Annotated in this window: 15 protein-coding genes and 1 pseudogene; 6 read left to right on the top strand and 10 right to left on the bottom strand. The window is 69.2% G+C overall.

Going from position 1 to position 16341, the window contains the following annotated elements:
* Positions 1–11: 11 nt before the first annotated feature.
* On the bottom strand, positions 12–467 hold the full coding sequence (locus FHR84_RS18465; RefSeq protein ID WP_179536786.1) for a Fur family transcriptional regulator: 456 nt from the start codon (positions 465–467) through the stop codon (positions 12–14).
* A 315-nt stretch (positions 468–782) separates the two neighbouring features.
* Between FHR84_RS18465 and FHR84_RS18460 the strand changes: the two genes are divergently transcribed.
* Together FHR84_RS18460 and FHR84_RS18455 are read left to right on the top strand one after the other, a co-directional pair.
* Positions 783–1331, top strand: coding sequence for a hypothetical protein (locus FHR84_RS18460; protein ID WP_218863238.1), 549 nt, complete (start codon positions 783–785; stop codon positions 1329–1331).
* Entirely contained in the window at positions 1324–1902 is a 579-nt protein-coding gene (locus tag FHR84_RS18455) for a DUF3558 family protein (RefSeq protein ID WP_179536784.1), read from the top strand. The genes FHR84_RS18460 and FHR84_RS18455 overlap by 8 nt, the downstream gene beginning before the upstream one ends.
* A gap of 209 nt (positions 1903–2111) precedes the next feature.
* Here FHR84_RS18455 and FHR84_RS23535 read toward each other — a convergent pair.
* The 5 genes and pseudogenes from FHR84_RS23535 to FHR84_RS18430 form a co-directional block, all read right to left on the bottom strand.
* Positions 2112–2168 (bottom strand): annotated as a pseudogene (locus FHR84_RS23535) (DUF397 domain-containing protein); the annotation flags it as partial.
* 406 nt (positions 2169–2574) lie between these two features.
* A complete protein-coding gene (locus tag FHR84_RS18445) occupies positions 2575–3975 on the bottom strand; it encodes a GntT/GntP/DsdX family permease (protein WP_179536880.1) in 1401 nt (466 codons plus the stop codon).
* Between the two features lie 337 nt (positions 3976–4312).
* Positions 4313–5806 (bottom strand): gluconokinase, encoded by a 1494-nt coding sequence (locus FHR84_RS18440; protein WP_179536783.1) that lies wholly within the window; start codon positions 5804–5806, stop codon positions 4313–4315.
* A 230-nt stretch (positions 5807–6036) separates the two neighbouring features.
* Entirely contained in the window at positions 6037–7119 is a 1083-nt protein-coding gene (locus FHR84_RS18435; protein WP_179536782.1) for an aspartate-semialdehyde dehydrogenase, read from the bottom strand.
* Entirely contained in the window at positions 7120–8385 is a 1266-nt protein-coding gene (locus tag FHR84_RS18430; RefSeq protein WP_179536879.1) for an aspartate kinase, read from the bottom strand.
* Positions 8386–8687: 302 nt separating this feature from the next.
* Between FHR84_RS18430 and FHR84_RS18425 the strand changes: the two genes are divergently transcribed.
* Positions 8688–9929 carry a glycosyltransferase family protein gene (locus tag FHR84_RS18425; RefSeq protein ID WP_246300766.1) on the top strand — a complete coding sequence of 414 codons (1242 nt, stop codon included), beginning with the start codon at positions 8688–8690 and terminating at the stop codon, positions 9927–9929.
* A 193-nt stretch (positions 9930–10122) separates the two neighbouring features.
* Positions 10123–10710, top strand: coding sequence for a nitroreductase family protein (locus FHR84_RS18420; protein ID WP_179536781.1), 588 nt, complete (start codon positions 10123–10125; stop codon positions 10708–10710).
* A 106-nt stretch (positions 10711–10816) separates the two neighbouring features.
* Here FHR84_RS18420 and FHR84_RS18415 read toward each other — a convergent pair whose 3' ends face one another.
* The gene (locus FHR84_RS18415) at positions 10817–11212 is read right to left on the bottom strand and encodes a hypothetical protein (protein ID WP_179536780.1); all 396 of its coding nucleotides are present in this window, start codon (positions 11210–11212) and stop codon (positions 10817–10819) included.
* A 177-nt stretch (positions 11213–11389) separates the two neighbouring features.
* The gene (locus FHR84_RS18410; RefSeq protein WP_179536779.1) at positions 11390–11677 is read right to left on the bottom strand and encodes a hypothetical protein; all 288 of its coding nucleotides are present in this window, start codon (positions 11675–11677) and stop codon (positions 11390–11392) included.
* Positions 11678–11945: 268 nt separating this feature from the next.
* Between FHR84_RS18410 and leuA the strand changes: the two genes are divergently transcribed.
* Together leuA and FHR84_RS18400 are read left to right on the top strand one after the other, a co-directional pair.
* Entirely contained in the window at positions 11946–13769 is a 1824-nt protein-coding gene (gene leuA, locus FHR84_RS18405; RefSeq protein WP_179536877.1) for a 2-isopropylmalate synthase, read from the top strand.
* A 215-nt stretch (positions 13770–13984) separates the two neighbouring features.
* A complete protein-coding gene (locus tag FHR84_RS18400) occupies positions 13985–14218 on the top strand; it encodes a hypothetical protein (RefSeq protein ID WP_179536778.1) in 234 nt (77 codons plus the stop codon).
* A 24-nt stretch (positions 14219–14242) separates the two neighbouring features.
* On the opposite strand, the gene FHR84_RS18395 is transcribed toward FHR84_RS18400, so the two are convergent.
* Both FHR84_RS18395 and FHR84_RS18390 read right to left on the bottom strand, forming a co-directional pair.
* Positions 14243–15343 carry an ABC transporter ATP-binding protein gene (locus FHR84_RS18395; RefSeq protein WP_246300765.1) on the bottom strand — a complete coding sequence of 367 codons (1101 nt, stop codon included), beginning with the start codon at positions 15341–15343 and terminating at the stop codon, positions 14243–14245.
* Positions 15336–16337, bottom strand: coding sequence for an ABC transporter ATP-binding protein (locus FHR84_RS18390; protein ID WP_179536876.1), 1002 nt, complete (start codon positions 16335–16337; stop codon positions 15336–15338). Before FHR84_RS18390 ends, FHR84_RS18395 begins: the two co-directional genes overlap by 8 nt.
* Positions 16338–16341: the final 4 nt, after the last annotated feature.

The following is a 16341-nucleotide window of genomic DNA, read 5'->3' as shown; positions in this document are numbered from 1 at the left end:
GTGTCCGTGGACTACTCCGCTGCGGACTTGCAATCGGGGCATTGGCCCCAGAACACGATCTCCGCTTCGTCGATGGAGTACCCGGATGTCGACGAAGGCGTCAGACACGGCGCCGAACCCTGGACGCAGTCCACGTCCTCGGTCCGGCCGCAGGCGCGACACACCAGGTGGTGGTGGTTGTCGGCGATGCGGGACTCGAAACGTGCCGGATGACCGGCCGGTTCGATCCTGCGCAACAACCCGGCGGAGGTGCATGCGTGCAGCACGTCGTAAACGGCCTGGGTGGACACCGACCCGAGGTCCTGCCGCACGGCACCGGCCACCTGGTCGGCGGTCGAGTGCGGATTGTTCGACAGCCAGTCGAGCACGGCCGTGCGCGGCGCGGTCGCACGCAGCCCGGCAGCACGCAATCTCTCGCGCGTGCTGCCCACTGCGGGATGACCACCGGATGCCGTACTGGATGCCATAGCTCTGCCAGTATGGCACGCATAGATTGGAATAAGTCAAGAAAACACGCGAGGAGTCCACTCGGACGAGATCAAGACTTCGCGCGGGACGCCCCGCGGAGTGGGCCATTTCACCCGAAAGCCGGGAGCGGCCTGAGTGAACTCCGACATTCGACCTCGCCGCTCACGAATGCGGCGACGCGCGTGCCGGGGCACCGCGTCTTCGGATCACGTGATTTCCGACCTCGTGACGCGGTGATCGCGCTAGGCTCCCGCCCGAGTGCGATCACGCTTGCGAGTGAGCGGAAGCAGTGCCGATCATCCAACGTCGAAACGATGGAGCGAGGAGCAGCCGTGGCCGAGGACAGCGACACGCGGCCGGGTGGAGACGAACCTCCCGAGATGGACGCGGCGGACCGGGCCGCGCTGGAGGACACGGTCAACGAGCTGCCCGGTTCGTTCCTGACCGGCAACGCGGCGCAGAAGATGGCCGAGATCGCGCGGATCCAGGAACGGGCCAACACCAAGGCCGAGCTCGCCGAGACCCGCGGCGACGGCACCCGCATGGTCGTCGACCCCGAGGAGGTCGACGGCCTCGCGAGCTTCTTCGAGGACGAAGCGGAAGAGCTACGGGGGCGCGTTTCTGACGTGCAACAACTGGCAAGTGTCCCCCCGCCGGGCACCGATCCGGTGAGCGTGGGGGCCGCCGAGCAGCACGGCCGGGTCGGCGCGGGCGACGATCAAGCCTACCTGGAGAATTACCTCGAACTCATCAAGGTGTTCCAGGACACCGCCGCCAGCCTGCGCTCCAGCGCCGAGCAGACCCGCACCGACGACGCCGACGCCGCCGCCGGCCTCGAACGAGGAGGGAACGACCTTGCGTAACACCGTCGCAGGCGGGATCGCCGCACTGGCGAGCCTGCTGCTGGCCGGATGCGGCGGCCCCGCTGCCGAGGAGAGCCCGGACTCCGGAACTTCCACACAGGACAGGCAAACCACCTCGGACAGCGCCGACAGCCCCCTGCCCGAGCGCACCGCACCGGCCAAGTCCTTCGACCTCGCCGAGGTCTGCGACATCGTCCCCGAAGCACGCTGGCGCGCACTCGGAGCCAACCAGCCGCCCGAACCACGCGACTCCAACGGCAATAGCGTCTGCCAGTACCAGAAGGGCGATGCAGGCGGCGAGTGGGCAGTCGATCTCGGCGCCGAGAGACAGCGCGATCTCGCCGAAATCACCATGACGCATCGGGGAGGTGAAGAGCTCACCATCGCGGGATATCCGGCCTACAAGTCCGAGACCAGTGCAGGATGCCTCTACTACGTCGATGTATCCGACGAAGCTCCTCTGCTGGTGAGCGGCACCTCCAGCATCACCGATGACGGCTCGATCCCCACCAAGTGCGGGCTGTTCAAGAAATTCGCCGCGGCGGCGGTCGAGAACCTGCCCAACGCGTAGAGCCCGCCTCCGACCGCGCCGCGCCCGACGGACCGGCGAGTCCGCGTTCGGCGCGGTCGGAGAAGTCCGGGCGGACGCCTCAGCCCCGTTCGAGCATCGCGAGGGAGTCACTCCACCGCCGAGGGGCGACCGCCAGTGCGCCGCCCTCGCGTTCCTTGGTGTCCCGCACCACCGACCACCTCTGCGGTCACCGCCACCTCGACGCAGGACGAGTTCGTCGTACTGTAGCTCGACTTGCGCCAAGTGTTTCCGACACGTGGCGACACTCCGCTCTTCAGATCATCGCTCTAACGCCCGACGAACCTCGGAAATCAGCTTCAGCGAGTCCTCGTGACCGAACTCCACCGGAAAGTCCGCACCACACCACCGGTCTTCCCGCGGGCCGACCACTCGCCGACCCCGGCCGAGTCCCGCGGCAGCGCCGAGGTCGATGAGAACTTCCCACGGTGGTCGCGGTGATCCGGCGAACGCCGCTACTCGGCAAGCTCGGATCGAACCGCGAAGTCCTCGAGACCGGCCACATCGGACGACATCGGACCGGGAGCACGCTGCCACCCGGCACCGAACACAACGGGCGCGCCGCGGTGAGCACCGCGACGCGCCCGTGAAGTGGTCCGTCCGGCCCGTGCCCCTGATCCCCGGGAAGTGAGGGGCACCGAAACCGGACGAGCCTCACAGCACCAGGGACAACCCCCAGGAGATCAGGAAGCCGACCACACCGATCAACGTCTCCATGACGGTCCAGGTCTTGAGCGTCGTCGGCACGTCCATGCCGAGCAGCCTGCCCACCAACCAGAATCCGGAGTCGTTGACGTGCGACAGCACCGTCGCACCCGAAGCGATCGCGATGACGATCAGGCAGAGGTCCGCGGACGAGAGCCCTGGAGCAGCCGCGACGGCGGGAGCGATGAACCCGGCCGCCGTGGTCAGCGCGACGGTCGCCGAACCCTGCGCCACGCGCATCACCACGGCGATCAGGAAGGCGGCGACGATCAGCGGAATCCCCGCGTTGTTGAGCCCCTCGGCCAGCGCGTTGCCCACGCCGGCCTCCCCCAGCACGGCGCCGAACATGCCACCGGCTCCGGTGATCAGGATGACGGCGGCGATCGTCGAGAGGCTGGACGTGAGCTCGCTTTCGATCTCCTTGCCGCTCATGCCGCGCTTGAGGCCGAGCGCGACCGAGGCGACCAGCACCGCGATGGCCAGGGCCACCGGGCTCTGCCCGAGGAGGATCGCGGCCTGCACCGCCTGGGACCCGGAATCGACCATATCCTCGGAGACCAGCGTGTTGAGGCCGGTGCGCAGGAAGATCAGCACCAGCGGCAGCAGGAGCAGGCCGATGACGGCCCCCATGCTCGGCCTGGGCTTGTCCGATGCGGCGTCCTGCCCCGATGCGGTGGAGTTCTCCGGGATGGACAGGAAGACCCGATTGCCGTTCCAGACACCGAAGAGGTAACCGGAGATGAACCAGGTCGGGATCCCGACGACGAGTCCGACCAGCAGCAGCAGACCGGTGTTGGCCCCGATGAGCCCCGCGGCCGAGACCGGGCCGGGGTGCGGCGGAACGAAGGCGTGCATGACGGCGAAGGCACCGACCACCGGCAGCGCGTAGCGCAGCACCGAACCGCCGAGCCTGCGGGCCACCGTGAACACGATCGGCAGGAAGATGACCACGCCCGCGTCGAGGAAGATCGGGAAGCCGAACAGCAGCGCGGCGATCCCGAGCGCGAGCGGTGCCCGCCGTTCACCGAACCGGCGCACCAGCGAATCGGCCAGCACCGAGGCACCGCCGGATATCTCCAGCATCCGACCGAGCATCGCGCCGAAGCCGACTATCAGGGCGACTTCGGCGAGCGTGCCCCCGAGCCCGTCGTTGAGGGTGCTCATCACCTGGTCGAGCGGTATCCCCAGCACCAGCGCCGTCGTGATGCTGACAGCCAGCAACGCGATCATCGGCTGCATCTTGAGGAAGACGATCATCAGCAACAACACCGCGACGGCCCCGGCCGCCACGGCGAGCGTGACTCCCGCCCCCAACGCGGACTCGGCGGCCGGTTCGGCCGCCGCGATCACTCCTTGCAAGAATCTGCCCCTCTATCACCACCGGGCATCACCCAAATGGATGCCGAACACGGGGGATCCTCACAAGGCACACCCATTGACCGCCAGAGCTCTGTATCGCTTCAGTCATACTTTTTTTCATTGACGTTCACATTGTTGACACAGCACACTGTCGGTTGCTACCCGAGAGTAATCACGTACCCGCCAACCGTGCTCGCCGACGCCGCTCTCGGGGTGACGGGGTGAGCGCCCGGGCGGGGGGTTCGGCGCGAAGACGCCGAACCCCCGCCCCCGGAGCAACTCCTCCGGGAAAACAACTCCTCCGGGAAAACAACTCGTCCGGGAGAACTCAGTCGGCGCGCGGGGCCAACTCGCTCACCGCCCGGTGCAGCCGCTCGAGCCCACCGCGCTGCTTCCGCAGCATCCGCGCCGCCTCGTGATCCGGCGGAACGGTCCGACTGGGGCGCACCAGATCGGCCGCCTCCTCCAACGAGTCCAACTCACCGAGAGCACGCCAGGCGACCAGCACCGCTCCCAACGCGGAGCCCCCGCTGTCGTCCGCCAGCTCGAGCTCGAGCCCCAGTGAGGCGGCTATGGCCTCGGCCCAGACCCGGCTGCGGAAACCACCACCGGTGGCCCGCACCGCGCGAACCTCGGCCCCGGTGTCGACCACCGCGTCCCGCACGAGCGCGAGCTGCTGCGCCACCCCCTCCAGCAGAGCGCGGGTGATCTCGGCACGGCCGTGTACACGGCGCAGCCCGATCAACGAACCGGTCAACCCCGGCTCCCACCACGGAGCCCGCTCCCCCATCAGATAGGGCAACGCCACCAGGCCGCGCGCCCCGGCCGGCACTTCGAGGGCCTCGTCCAGCAGGTCGGGCACGTCCACGCCGAACACCTCGGAGGCCCACTGGCCGACGACGGCACCATTGCTCACGGCACCTCCCGAGACCCACAAACCGTCCGCCAGGTAGTAGCAGAACGTGCGGCAGCGCTCGTCCACCCCGGGGGAGTCCCGCACCACGCGCAACGCCCCGCTGGTCCCGAGGGACAAACCGGCGACCCCGGTGTTGACCGCGCCGACCCCGAGGTTGCCCAGCGGGCCGTCCCCCGCGCCGAGCACCACCGGCAGTCCCTCCGGCAGGCCCGTGGCGCGGGCTGCCTCGTCCGCCAGGGGCAGGACATCGGTCGGAGCCTTGATCTCCGGGAGCTGCTGCCTGCTCACCCCCGCCGTGGACAACGCCTCGTCGTGCCAGTCCAGCGTGGCCATCTCCTGCAACCCGCTGCCCGAGGCCAGGGACTGGTCCGTGACGAACTCACCGGTGAACGCCGTGAACACGAAGTCCTTCAGCGCACACCAGCGCTCCACCGAATCGACGAGGTCACGACGCTGCTGCGTCAACCACGCCAGTTTGACCATGACCGACTGGGTATGAACCGGAGTGCCGGTGGCGTGATGCAGCCGGGCGGCACGTTCCCAGTCCCCGCGCAGCTTCTCGGCGACGTCCGCGCACCGACTGTCGGACAGGTGAAAAGCCGGAGTCACCGGCCCACCTTCCGCGTCGAGCCCGACGAGCGAGTGCATGGCGGTGCTGAACGACAACGCCCGCACTCGACAACCGGCCCGCCGTGTCCAGCTCACACACTCGGTCAACGCGGCGAACGCGGAATCCCGCACCGCCGCGGCGTCCTGGACGGCCTCCCCCGGCTCCTCGGTGCGCATTCCGTTCTCGCGTTCGGTCAGATGCAGCACCGTTCCGGCCCGATCGGCGGCGACGGCCTTGGTGGCCGTCGAACCGAGATCCAGACCGAGGACGACCTCCTGAGTTCCGGATGCGCTCATGCCCCTAACCTATCCGTCAGCGCGCGCTGGTCCCGACGGACGAGACACATGCCATCCGCACGGCGGACGCGCACCGGACGAACCGCGCCCTCGGCCGCCGCCGTCCCGGACCGCGCGGCGCGCCCCCACAGCAGACGGGAGCGCACCGCGGAGCCGATCACCGCGATGCGCCCGACGAGCACCCGAGCGAGCCGCTCGGCCCCACGACGGGGAGAACGGGAAACATCCAGTCAGGAGGAAGCGCCGACCAGGGTCTCCGCGATCTCGTAGGTGTTCAGCGCGGCGCCCTTGCGCAGGTTGTCCCCGCAGACGAAGAAGTCGAGGGTCTCCGGGAAGTCCAGCGCCTGCCGGAGCCTGCCGACGTAGGTCGGCTCCGCGCCGACCACCCCGGCCGGTGTCGGAAAGTCCGGCCCGTCCGGATCGTCCTGCAGCACGATCGACGGGGCCTCCTCGAAGGAACGCCGGGCCTGCTCCACGCTGACCGCGCGCTCGAACTTCGCGTGCACCGCGAGCGAGTGGGTGGTCATCACCGGGACCCGCACGCAGGTGGCCGAGACCCTCAGGTCCGGCAGCCCCAGGATCTTGCGCGACTCGTTGCGGACCTTCAGCTCCTCGGAGGTCCAGCCGTCCTCCTTGCGGGAGCCGCACCACGGCACGGCGTTCAGCGCCAGCGGCGCCTTGAACAGGGACTGCTCCGAGAGCCCGGCGGCCGTGATCGCCTCGGCCACGTCACCGGCACGCTCCCCCACCTGCTTGCCCGCGACCGCGTCGATCTCGGCACGCAGCCGGTCGACGCCTTCCTGGCCGGAGCCGGACGCGGCCTGGTAGGAGGAAACCACCAGCTCGCGGAGCCCGAACTCCTCGTTCAGCCTCCCCAGCGCGGCCATCATGGAAAGGGTGGTGCAGTTGGGGTTGGCGACGATGCCCTTGGGGCGCCGGGTCACCTCGGATCCGTTCACCTCGGGAACGACCAGCGGCACCTCGGGATCCATCCGGAAGGCTCCGGAGTTGTCCACCGCGATCGCCCCGCGCTCGACGGCGACCGGCGCCCACTCCGCGGACAGCTCGTCGGGCACGTCGAACATGGCGATGTCGACGCCGTCGAAGGCCTCCGGCGAAAGGGCGACCACGGTGTGCTCGACCCCGCGGACCGTGATGGTGCTCCCCGCGGACCGCGGCGAGGCGATGAGCCTGATCTCACCCCACGGGACGGACTCCCTGGCGTTCATGATCTCGATCATGACCGACCCCACCGCACCGGTGGCTCCGACGATGGCGACCGTGGGACCGTTTTCCGGTTCTCCCGAAGACATTCAGCGACCACTCCCCGCGTAAACCACGGCGTCTTCCTCCCCGCCGAGTTCGAACGCGGAGTGCAGCGTGCTGACCGCGTCCTCGAGCTGGGACTCCCGTACCAGTACCGAGATCCGGATCTCGGAAGTATTGATGATCTCGATGTTCACCCCGGCCTCGGAGAGCGCCTCGCAGAAGGCCGCCGTCACACCCGGGTGGGAACGCATACCCGCGCCGACCAGCGAGACCTTGCCGACGTCGTCGTCGTAGACGACCTCCTGGAAACCGACCTCGGCCTTGATCTTCTCCAGCTCGGCCACCGCCTCGGCGCCGTTGCTCTTCGCCACGGTGAACGTCACGTCGGTACGCCCGGAGGCCACTCCGGAGACGTTCTGCAGCACCATGTCGATGTCGATCTCTGCATCGGCGACGGCGCGGAAGATCCTGCCCGCGACCCCCCTGCTGTCCGGGACGCCGCGCACGGTCACCTTGGCTTCCGACCGGTCGTGCGCCACGCCGGTAATCATGGCCTGTTCCACGGAAAGGTCCTCCACTGATCCGGACACGATCGTTCCGGGCTTGGACGAGTACGACGAGCGGACGTGCAGCGGAACCGCGTACCGGCGGGCGTACTCCACGGCGCGCAGGTGCAGCACCTTGGCCCCCGTGGCCGCGAGTTCGAGCATCTCCTCGTAGGTGACGCGGTCCAGGTGCCTCGCGTCCTTCGCGATGCGCGGATCGGCCGTGTAGACACCGTCGACGTCGGTGTAGATCTCGCACACGTCCGCGTTCATCGCGGCCGCGACCGCCACGGCCGTGGTGTCCGAGCCACCGCGCCCCAGAGTCGTGATGTCCTTGCTCTCCTGGCTGACGCCCTGGAACCCGGCGACCATCACGACCTGGCCCTCGTCCAGAGCCTCACGGACCCTGTCCGGGGTGACGTCCATGATCCGCGCGTTCTGGTGCGCCGACGTGGTGATCACACCGGCCTGGGATCCCGAGAGCGAACGCGCCTGCTCCCCGAGGGACTCGATGGCCATGGCCACGAGCGCGTTCGAGATCCGCTCACCCGCGGTCAGCAGCATGTCGAGCTCGCGCTCGGGGGGGTCCGGGTTCACCTGCTGAGCCATGTCGAGCAGCTCGTCGGTGGTGTCCCCCATGGCCGAGCAGACCACCACGACATCGTTCCCGGCCCTGCGGGTCTCGACGATCCGCTCGGCGACCCGCTTGATCCGATCGGCACTCTCGAGCGAGGAACCGCCGTACTTCTGGACGACGAGCGCCACCTGAAACAAACCTCCTCGCGCCGCGCGGACGCCCCGCGTGCGAGACGCCTCGCACTGACACCGGGTTGACGAAGCCGCCGGCCGGAGGCCTCTCCGCCGGGAACGGGGCACGCACCGACGACCGAGGACCGCACCGACGGACTCCGCGGCCGGGTGACCGAGCAGCGTCGCCCCGGACCGCTCCGCTGTCAGCCCAGCCTACCGAACGAGCACCGTTTTCGAGGACACCCGTTTGTCGTGGCTAGCCTGGTCGCGCGTGCCGAGCACGCTCAACCGCCACCGAGGAGGGAAGGCTCTCAAGGTTGTCCGCGACCGGCGAAACGCTCGGCCCCGCCTCGCCCCCCTCCGGGGAAACCGCCGGTGCCCAGCGGAGAAACCCGTCCCCGGCGCGGCGCTCCCCCGGGACGCGGCTTCCGGACGGACCGCCGGAACGACTCCGGGCAGCCGCACCGGCGGTGCTGTACATCACCGTCCGCATCCTGGGATTGCTGGTGCTCGCCATCATCTCGGCGGGCCAGAAAGAGCACTTCACGAACCAGCTGTTCTCTTGGGACTCCGACTGGTACCTGGAGATCGCGGCGAACGGGTACGCCGGTGTCGATCCCACGATGTTGGACGGCAACGGGAACCGGTCCGCGGAGACCCCGCTGGCGTTCTTCCCCGGTTTCCCCCTGGTGATCCGCCTGTTCGCGACGCTGCCCGGGCTCGGTGCGCCCCTGGCGGCGATCGTCGCGAACCTGGCTGCCGGAATCGTGTGCGCCTACGGTCTGGCCAGGCTGGGGCGCCTGGTCGGCGGTTCGGAACGCGTCGGGCTGCTGCTGGTCGCCCTGTTCGCCGCCGCGCCGATGTCGATCGTGCTGTCCATGCCCTACACCGAGGCCCTGTTCTGCTGCGCGGCGGTGTGGTCCCTGCTCGGCGTGCTGGAGCGTCGTTGGCCGCTGGCGGGGCTGTGCTGCTTGGCGGCCGGACTGATCCGCCCCACCGGGGCGGTCCTGATCGGCGTCGTCGTGCTCGCCGCGCTGGTGGCGCTCGCGCGGGGACGGGACGGCCGGAGACCGTGGGCGGCCTTGCTGCTGGCTCCTCCCGGGATGCTCGGATACCTCGCCTGGGTGGGGGTGCGGACCGGTGAGCCGGGCGGCTACTTCGAGGTGCAGCGAGACGGCTGGTCCTCCTCCTTCGACGGGGGTGTGGCGACCTCGCGGTTCATCGTCGAAACGCTGACCACGAACGAGAGCGCCTTCATCACGTTCACTGCTTGGCTCGTGCTCTGCGCGGTGCTGCTGCTGATCCTGTGCCTGCGCATCCGGATGGCCTGGCCGCTCGTGCTGTTCGCCGCCCTCGTGCTGGTGCTCGACCTCGGCTCGGACGGGCTGATGTTCTCCAAGGTCAGGTTGATGCTGCCCGCCTTCCCGCTGCTGCTGCCCATCGCGACCGGGCTGGCCGGGCGGCGCACTTCCACGGCGGCGGTCTCGCTGGCGCTGTTCCTCGGCTTCGGCTCGTGGTTCAGCGCCTACGCGCTGGCCGTCTGGCCCTACGCGATCTGATAGAGCTCCGGCAGGACCCGCGCCGAAACCGCCACCCGCTCACCGGTACCGCCGCGGGTTCTCAGCCGAGTGCCCGGCGAGCACGGCCCCGACGTCGTGTAGGCCGCTACCCGACGTCGGGGCACCCGCAGCCGGGCGCAGGCTGAGGTTCCGCCAAGCGAGCACCCACGACAAAGGAGAACGGAAAATTTCCATGAAGCCCGCTGATTCGTCCGTCCCGCTGCACCCGCTGCTCGCCGAGCGGTGGAGCCCGCGTGCGCTGGACCCCGGCACGGAACTGACCGACAAGCAGTTCCTCGCGCTGTTCGAGGCCGCGCGGTGGGCCCCCTCCTGGGGAAACACGCAACCCGCGCGTTTCGTGGCGGGCCGCCGGGGCGACGAGACCTTCGAAAAGCTGCGCGGCACCCTCTCCCGGGGCAACCACGGTTGGGCCGGCAACGCGGGCGCCCTGGTCCTCGGAGTCGCCAGGCGCACCAACGACGAGGGCGAGGAGCTGCCCTACGGTGAGTACGGACTGGGGCTCGCCGTCGAGAACCTGGTGCTGCAGGCCGGGGCCGAAGGACTCGTGGCCCACCAGATGGCCGGGTTCGACGGCCGGTCCGCCCGGGAAGCGTTCGACATCCCGGGCGACTACGAACCACTGGTCGTGATCGCGGTGGGGGCGCAGGGCGACGCCGCGGAACTCCCCGACCGGCTGGTCGAGAAGGAGAACGCTCCGCGCTCCCGGATGGAACTCGACCGGATCGTGTTCAGCGGATCCTGGAACGACCCCACGTTCTGAGGGCGGGCCCGCGCCCCGTTCACCTCGCGAGGCGTCCACCGGCTCACCGGAGTCCGGTGGACGCGCGAGAGCCCGGTCACGGGGAAGCACCGACCGTCCGGCCGGGTCAGCCGGATCGGCCTCCCAGCGCGTGGAGGATCCGTACCGATGCTCCGGAGACGAACAGCCAGAAAAGCGCCGCCGCGCCGTAGTTCAACAGCACTTCGAGCTCGGGCTCGGCCGGTTTGAGGAAAAGGTCCTGAAAGCCGAAGGCGACCGCTCGCGCCCACTCGGCCACGAAGCGGGTGAGCGCGTTGTCCGGGTTCGCCCCGCCCAGGGTGAACACCACGTGCGCGGCCGAGAGCGCGGCGGCCAGGGTGCACACCCAGCGCACGACGGTGGCGAGCACCCCGAAGAAGCGCGCGCGAGCCGCCCCGAAGTCGAACCCCCCGCGACGGCGGTGCCCACCGGGGGAACTCCCCGCACCCCCACCACGTGTCGAACTCGCCACCTCTTCGGACATACCGGCAGTGTGACACGAAACACGATCATCTTACCAGTGGGTAGCCCCGTGCTCTTCCTCTCACCGGGACACCGCCGCAGGCGGACCAATGCTCCAGCCCCCGCCCAGGAACCCCCGATCAAAGGGCTGCCCCACGCAAGCGCTCTGAGCCCGAGCAATCGGCACCGCCGAACTCCATCACCCGAAGACGCGTCCGAGCAGTCCTCCGAGCAACATCCAGAACAGCGCGGCGAGGCCGTAGTCCAGCAGCACCTGCGCTTCGGGGCCCGGCGCGTCGATCAGCCCGGGGAAGAACAACGCGAGCGGCTCCGCCGCACGAGCCACCGACTGCGCCAGCTGCCCCTCCGGCTGGAACTCGAACAGCACGAACACCGTGTGCGCCACCAGTATCACGGCCAGCAGGAACCCCAGCCCCTGAAAAAGAGTGCCCAGAGCCGATCCGGAGTTGGTCTTGTTCGACGCCATACGTCAAGCCTGCCGCACGACCCGGTGAGATGACGATCAGGTCGGACCATTCACACACCGGCAGCCCCGGGGACGCCCACCGGGTCCAGCATCCGGAACAGGCGGTTGCGTTTTGGACACGGGATGCGGTTAGGCTGTCTTCGTGGCTTTCAACCTCCTGCTTCGACGCCGCGACGGGGTCAGTTAGACCGGCCCCTCGTCGCGGAGTTCAAGCGTGCCGGTCGCCAAGAGCAACCAAACCGAGCACGAACAGCAGGAGTCCCGCGGAATGAACGAGCAGTTCGCCCCCACGAACCAGTCGGACGACATCACCTCTTCCGAGAACGTGCTGCGCACTCCGTCCCGCCCCGCTCCGGCCGATCAGGCGCCCTGGAACCCGCAGCGCGGCAGCTCGATGCCGTTCCACCGCTACCGCCCCTTCCACGAGCTGGTCGAGGACGTGGCGCTGGCGGACCGGACGTGGCCCGACCAGCGGATCACGCGCGCACCGCTGTGGTCCGCCGTGGACCTGCGCGACGGCAACCAGGCGCTGATCGACCCGATGTCCCCCGCCCGCAAGCGGCGGATGTTCGAGCTGCTGGTCGGAATGGGCTTCAAGGAGCTCGAGGTCGGTTTCCCGGCGGCCAGCCAGACCGACTTCGACTTCGTCCGCGAGATCATCGAGGACGGCGCCATCCCGAGCGACGTGCGCATCCAGGTGCTGACCCAGGCGCGTCCCGATCTGATCGAACGCACCTTCACCGCGCTGGAGGGCGCGCACTCGGCGATCATCCACCTCTACAACTCGACTTCGGTCCTGCAGCGCAGGGTCGTTTTCGGGGAGGAGCGGGAAGGCATAAAGAAGATCGCCACCCAGGGCGCCGAAGTCGTGAAGGAGTGCGCGGCCAAGTACCCCGACACCGACTTCCGGTTCCAGTACTCGCCCGAGTCGTTCACCGGAACCGAGCTGTCCTACGCGGTCGAGGTTTGCGACGCGGTCACCGAGATCTGGCAGCCCACGCCGGAACGTCCGGTGATCCTCAACCTCCCCGCCACCGTCGAGATGGCCACCCCGAACGTCTACGCGGACTCGATCGAGTGGATGAGCCGCACGCTGGCCAGGCGTGATTCGGTGATCCTCTCGCTGCATCCGCACAACGACAGGGGCAGCGCCGTCGCCGCGGCCGAGCTCGGCTACCAGGCCGGGGCCGACCGGATCGAGGGCTGCCTGTTCGGCAACGGCGAGCGGACCGGCAACGTGGACCTGGTCGCGCTGGGGATGAACCTGTTCAGCCAGGGCGTGGACCCGCAGCTGGACATGTCCGACATCGACTACATCAAGCGCACCGTGGAGCACTGCAACCAGCTGCCCGTGCCGGAACGGCAGCCCTGGGGCGGCGAGCTGGTCTACACGGCTTTCTCCGGGAGCCACCAGGACGCGATCAACAAGGGGCTGCGCGCCCACCGCGAGGCGGCCGAGCGCGCGGGGGTCCCCGAGGACGAGCACCCCTGGGAGGTTCCCTACCTGCCGATCGATCCGAAGGACGTCGGCCGCAGCTACGAGGCCGTGATCCGGGTCAATTCGCAGTCCGGCAAGGGCGGCGTCGCCTACGTGATGAAGACGGAGCACCAGCTCGACCTGCCGCGCAAGATGCAGATCGAGCTGTCCAAGCTGATTCAGCAGCGCACCGACTCGGACGGCGGCGAGGTCGATCCCCAGGAGATGTGGGACGTCTTCGCCAACGAGTACCTGGGGGCGACGGCTCCGCTGGAGCTGGTTCGCCAGCGGATCGGCGGTGAGTCCGGGAACGAGACCGTCGAGGCGACGGTGCGCGTGGAGGGCACCGAGCACTCGATCACCGGGAACGGCAACGGCCCCATCGCCGCGTTCGTGGACGCCTTGAGCACCGTCGGCTACGACGTCCGGGTGCTGGACTACCACGAACACGCCATGACCGCCGGGGACGACGCCAAGGCCGCCGCTTACCTGGAGTGCTCCCTGGACAGTCACTCCGGTGATCCCAGGGTGCTCTGGGGTGCCTCCATCGACACCTCGACCGTCACGGCCTCGCTGAACGCGGTCGTCTCGGCGGTGAACCGCGCCAACCGCTGAACGTGAACCCCACTTCTTCGCGCGAGACGTCCTCCCCGGAGCCGTTCCGGGGAGGACGTCTCGCGCGGAACGTTTCCCAGCCGTCCACGGCAGGACCGGCGAGAGGACGCACGATCCGGTGAAAGCTGTCGCCGTGGGAACGAGGCGGTTTGCCACGATGCCGGACACCGGTTTGACTGGGCCGACATCGACCGAACCGAACGGAGGTACCCACGGTGGACAGCCGCGCCCATGGCGAGCAGCTCGATCCGAACGGTCTGAGCTGGAGCGTTCCGTGCTGCGACTCGGTGGACGGCGAGCACGAGGCCGAATCCGTGAAGGTCCTCGTGCTGGGCGACCGGATCGCGCTCGTGCTGCCCCCCGGGGAAACCCTGGTGTTCACTCCCGAGGAGGCCGGTGAGTTCGCCGAGCTGCTCGGCACGGCCGCGACCGGCACCACCCACGCCTGACCCCGACGAGCACCCACCACCCGCTCACTCCACGGTTCCCGCGGAACCGCCGGGGAGCGCACCGTCCCTGATCGACTCGGCGTAGTGGCACGCCACCCGGTGCCCCTCCCCCAACTCGCGCGGTTCGGGACGTTCGACGTCGCACACTCCCGGCTGCCGCCACGGGCACCTGGTTTGGAAGGGGCAGCCGGCAGGCGGGTCCGCGGGCGAGGGAAGATCCCCCGAGAGCAGGATCCGCTCCCTGCTGTCCTCCACCTCCGGATCCGGGACCGGGACGGCGGACAACAGCGCCCTGGTGTAGGGGTGCAGCGGCCGCTCGTACAACTCGTCCGAGTCGGCCTCCTCCACCAACCCGCCCAGGTACATCACACCGACGCGGTCGGCCACGTGCCGCACTACCGCGAGGTCGTGGGCGATCACCAGGTACGTCAGCCCGTACTCGTCCTGCAGGTCCCGCAGGACGTTGAGCACCTGCGCCTGCACCGACACGTCCAGCGCGGAAACCGGCTCGTCCGCGACGACGAGCTCGGGCTCGACCGCCAACGCGCGGGCTATGCCGACGCGTTGGCGCTGTCCCCCGGAGAACTCGTGCGGATACCGCCGCAGGGCGGACGCCGGAAGCCCGACGGCCGACAACAGCTCGCGCAGTCTCCGCTCGGTCCTGCCCCGCCCCTCGTCCATGCCGTGAGCACGCAGCCCCTCGACCAGCAGGGACTCCACGGACTGCCGGGGGTCCAGGGAGGAGAGGGTGTCCTGGAAGACCATCTGCATCCGGCGGCGCATCCTCCGCAACGGCTCCCCGGACACCCGGGACATGTCGGTCCCGTCGAGGACGATCGACCCGCTGCTCGGTTTCTCCAGGCGCAGCACGGTCTTGCCCAGCGTCGATTTCCCACAGCCCGACTCACCGACCAGCCCGTAGGTACTCCCCCTGTCGATCCGCAGCGAGACCCCGTCCACCGCGTAGACCCACCCCACCGTCCGATCCAGCAGGACGCCGCGTTTGATCGGGAAGTGCACGCGCAGGTCCCGCAGCTCCACCAGGGGGCGGTCGGCGGGTTCCTGCGCTCCGGCGCCGTCGGGCACCGCGGAGCCGGAGTTCGGCTCTCCGGTCGTTTCAGTCATGGGGACGCTCCGTGTTCCGGGCATGTTCCTCGATCGGGTTGTGGCAGCGCAGCCACCGCCCCGCTTCGATGGGCTCGATCTCCGGCGTGCGCTCGGAGCACCTCGGCAGTGCTCGCGAACAACGCGGGCTGAAAGCGCAACCGTCCTCCCACGGGATGTTGTCCTCCACCGAGCCGCTGATCGGGGCCAGCCGGTTCCCGCGCGGGGTGTCCAACCGGGGCACCGAGGCCATCAGGCCCGCCGTGTACGGGTGGCGCGGCCCGGCGAACAGCTCGTGCCGCTCGGCGCTCTCCACGATCCGGCCCGCGTAGAGCACGTTCACCTCGTCGCACGTACCCGCGACCACCCCGAGATCGTGGGTGATCATGATCAGGGCGGTTCCGGTCTCCGCCACGAGTTCCCGGAGCAGGTTCAGGATCTGGGCCTGGATGGTCACGTCGAGCGCCGTGGTGGGTTCGTCGGCGACGAGCACGCGGGGTTCGCAGGCCAGCGCCATCGCGATCAGCGCGCGTTGACGCATCCCCCCGGAGAGCTGGTGGGAGTACTCCTTCAACCGGCGTCCCGGGTCGGGTATCCCGACGCGCTCCAGCAGTTTCGCGGCCTCCCCACGCGCGACGCGGCGGGACATTCCGCGGTGCCGCTCCATGACCTCGGAGATCTGCACCCCGATGGGCACGACCGGGTTCAGCGAGGTCAGCGGGTCCTGGAAGACCATGCTCATGTCCCTGCCGCGTCTGCGGTCGAGTTCCCGGCGCGGCAGCCGCAGCAGCTCGTCACCGTCCAGCCGCACCGAACCGGACACCTCGGTTCCCCGGCCGGGCAGCAGTCCCATGATCGCCAGCGAGGTCACCGACTTGCCGCACCCGGACTCACCGACCAGCCCCACCGTCCGTCCGGCTTGGACGTCGAAGGACACTCCGTCCACCGCCGAAACGGTCGGTTCCTGCTTGCGCACGAATCGCACGGAAAGGTCGCGCACCTGCAGCAGTGCCATGGCG

This window comes from Actinopolyspora biskrensis (assembly GCF_013408175.1).
Lineage (GTDB): Bacteria > Actinomycetota > Actinomycetes > Mycobacteriales > Pseudonocardiaceae > Actinopolyspora > Actinopolyspora biskrensis.
Note: the sequence above shows the minus strand (reverse complement) of the source record. Positions and strands in the feature narration are given on the sequence as shown.

Excerpts from the sequence above, each read along its gene's own strand:
- FHR84_RS18465 (WP_179536786.1), bottom strand. The coding sequence starts at position 467 with ATGGCATCCAGTACGGCATCCGGTGGTCATCCCGCAGTGGGCAGCACG.
- FHR84_RS18395 (WP_246300765.1), bottom strand. The coding sequence starts at position 15,343 with ATGACTGAAACGACCGGAGAGCCGAACTCCGGCTCCGCGGTGCCCGAC.
- FHR84_RS18420 (WP_179536781.1), top strand. The coding sequence starts at position 10,123 with ATGAAGCCCGCTGATTCGTCCGTCCCGCTGCACCCGCTGCTCGCCGAG.
- FHR84_RS18390 (WP_179536876.1), bottom strand. The coding sequence starts at position 16,337 with ATGGCACTGCTGCAGGTGCGCGACCTTTCCGTGCGATTCGTGCGCAAG.
- FHR84_RS18460 (WP_218863238.1), top strand. The coding sequence starts at position 783 with ATGGAGCGAGGAGCAGCCGTGGCCGAGGACAGCGACACGCGGCCGGGT.
- FHR84_RS18415 (WP_179536780.1), bottom strand. The coding sequence starts at position 11,212 with ATGTCCGAAGAGGTGGCGAGTTCGACACGTGGTGGGGGTGCGGGGAGT.
- FHR84_RS18435 (WP_179536782.1), bottom strand. The coding sequence starts at position 7,119 with ATGTCTTCGGGAGAACCGGAAAACGGTCCCACGGTCGCCATCGTCGGA.
- FHR84_RS18410 (WP_179536779.1), bottom strand. The coding sequence starts at position 11,677 with ATGGCGTCGAACAAGACCAACTCCGGATCGGCTCTGGGCACTCTTTTT.
- FHR84_RS18440 (WP_179536783.1), bottom strand. The coding sequence starts at position 5,806 with ATGAGCGCATCCGGAACTCAGGAGGTCGTCCTCGGTCTGGATCTCGGT.
- leuA (WP_179536877.1), top strand. The coding sequence starts at position 11,946 with ATGAACGAGCAGTTCGCCCCCACGAACCAGTCGGACGACATCACCTCT.